Consider the following 1,749-nt stretch of genomic DNA (forward strand, 5'->3'; position numbering starts at 1 on the left):
CACAACACCCCCGGAGAAGTATCCTCTACCCGAAGGATGAATCACTCAAAGGCCATAAACGGAGGCAGGAGTCTTATAGCCCAGGGCCTGATGGAGTCTTTCGTGATTATAGAATTGTATAAAGTTACCAATCTCTTTCCTTGCTTCTCTAGGGGAGTTGTATTCTTTTAAATATACTTCCTCATACTTGATGGTTCGCCAAAGCCTTTCGGTAATGATATTGTCAAGGGCTCTTTTTTTGCCGTCCATGCTGATTTTAATCGTGTTCTCAAGCACCAGATCCGTGTATTTGGGACTGGTAAAATGGCTGCCCTGATCACTGTTTAAGATCTCTGGCCTGGCGACTAAGAATGCCCGTTTCACTGCTTCCAGCACAAAGTCGATCTCAATGGTTTGGTCTATCTCCCAGCTAACGACATAGCGGGAATACCAGTCAATGAGCGCCACCAGGTACATCCAACTTTTTTGAAGCCGGATATAAGTAATGTCAATACCCCACACGTGATTAGGGTGTGTAATCTTCAAGTTTCTAAGAAGGTACGGGTATATTCGGTGTTCAAGACTGCGCTTACTCAGGTTTGGACCAGGTGTGATCCCGGCGATTCCCATTTCCCTCATGTGGCGCTGTACAGCCTTTCGGTTGATGACCAAACCTTCGGCATTCAGTAAAGCAGCAATGCGCCTGGAGCCGTAATAGGGATGTTTGGTGTAGATTTCATCAATCCGATGTTTGATAAACAATTCTTCAGGAGACGGCCCGACTGGCTTGTAGTACAGGCTTGAACGGTTCAGGCTCAAAAGATCGGCCTGGATGGAAATTGGCAGTTTTGCTTCGTCATCCCAGTCGACCATTTCAACTCGTTCTGCTCTACTCCTTAATTCCAGATTTTTTTTTAAGCCACGACAACTGCGTGGTTAGGCGGCCGACTTCCGCATAGAGACTTTCAATGGTCTGTTCATACTCGGCTTTCATTTTTTCAACTTTTTTGTTGCCTTTTTCAAAGACTTTTGGCATCTGTTCAAGAAAAGCATTTCTCCATTGGCGAATTTGATTCACATGAATTCCATGAGCAGAAGCAATTTCGTTCATCGTTTTTTCTTCTTTTAAGACCTCTAGCACGACTTGAGTTTTAAATTCAGGCGTATAACTTTTTCTCATAAACCTACTTTAACAGCTCCTCATTTTGTGTCTAGTTTTATGGGTCCATTATATTTTGTCTTCCGTTCTGGATGGACGTCCTAACCTTGGCCCACTCAGACGAATGCCAAGAGATTTGCAGTATGCCAGATTATTAAGGCTTCGGTAAATTTTATCTGCCAAGATCGCTTCCGGATAAAATCCGAACCGGTTGTAGTAGTTTTCAACAAATTCCTTGAGAGTGGTCCCTTCATTGTAATTTTCCCAGTCGAGGTGCTCAATCAAGGCATAACCATCTACGACACTGATGGCGACTTTTGAACCGAACTCCACGTTCGCTTTTGCCTTGCCGCGCACAATTGGACGGACATGTGGCTGGGAAATACTTATAATCCGGTGGTCAACCCGGTGTGTTTTCTTTTTGTACATTTCTGCCTGTTGGCGGTAAAGTTCATGAATCATGAGAAGTTGCCTGTATTCATCTTTGCTCAAAAGAGACAGAGAGCTTTGGGAAACAAGATTTTTAATGATCTCCAGATCTCGTTTCACATATCCGAGCTGTTTGCCTACAGCTTTCCGGATTTTCGGGGCGCCAGCTTTACATTGCTTAG

The 1,749-nt window shown here is 44.1% G+C and carries 1 protein-coding gene and 1 pseudogene; both read right to left on the bottom strand.

Features of this window, described 5'->3' with window-relative positions:
- Positions 1-45 precede the first annotated feature (45 nt).
- Positions 46-1,159, bottom strand: a protein-coding gene (locus P9687_RS15890) for an IS3 family transposase (protein ID WP_328228822.1) whose coding sequence is annotated in 2 segments (ribosomal slippage) — positions 46-895 and positions 894-1,159 — 1,116 coding nt in all. Because the reading frame shifts where the segments join, the coding sequence is not laid out codon by codon here.
- 54 nt (positions 1,160-1,213) lie between these two features.
- Positions 1,214-1,749: pseudogene (locus P9687_RS15895) on the bottom strand (IS5/IS1182 family transposase); the annotation flags it as partial.

The organism is Weizmannia sp. CD-2023, from assembly GCF_036225245.1.
GTDB classification, from domain to species: Bacteria; Bacillota; Bacilli; order Bacillales; family Bacillaceae_C; genus Weizmannia; species Weizmannia faecalis.